General features: G+C 42.9%; 2 tRNA genes. Both read right to left on the bottom strand.

Annotated elements, in window-relative coordinates:
* Window positions 1-38: 38 nt before the first annotated feature.
* A tRNA-Gly gene (locus tag CWB60_RS20385) sits at window positions 39-114 on the bottom strand.
* A gap of 90 nt (window positions 115-204) precedes the next feature.
* A tRNA-Leu gene (locus tag CWB60_RS20390) sits at window positions 205-291 on the bottom strand.
* Window positions 292-303 lie beyond the last annotated feature (12 nt).

A 303-nucleotide genomic window follows, 5' to 3' on the forward strand; every position in this document is an offset into this window, starting at 1 on the left:
TCGAGTTTGCTATTTAAAGCAAGTGGATAAAACTAATATGGAGCGGCACACGAGGCTCGAACTCGTGACCTCGACCTTGGCAAGGTCGCGCTCTACCAACTGAGCTAGTGCCGCATCATATTAATTCTAAATTTAATTACACAAACTAATTTATGTAACATTTTTTTTATAAATTACACTTGGCGATGTAATTAAACCACAAAGTGGTGCCCGAGGCCGGACTTGAACCGGCACGACTTGTTAGTCGAGGGATTTTAAATCCCTTGTGTCTACCAATTCCACCACTCGGGCATCGAGTTTGCT

The organism is Pseudoalteromonas sp. S327 (genome assembly GCF_005886415.1).
Taxonomy (GTDB): Bacteria; Pseudomonadota; Gammaproteobacteria; order Enterobacterales; family Alteromonadaceae; genus Pseudoalteromonas; species Pseudoalteromonas atlantica.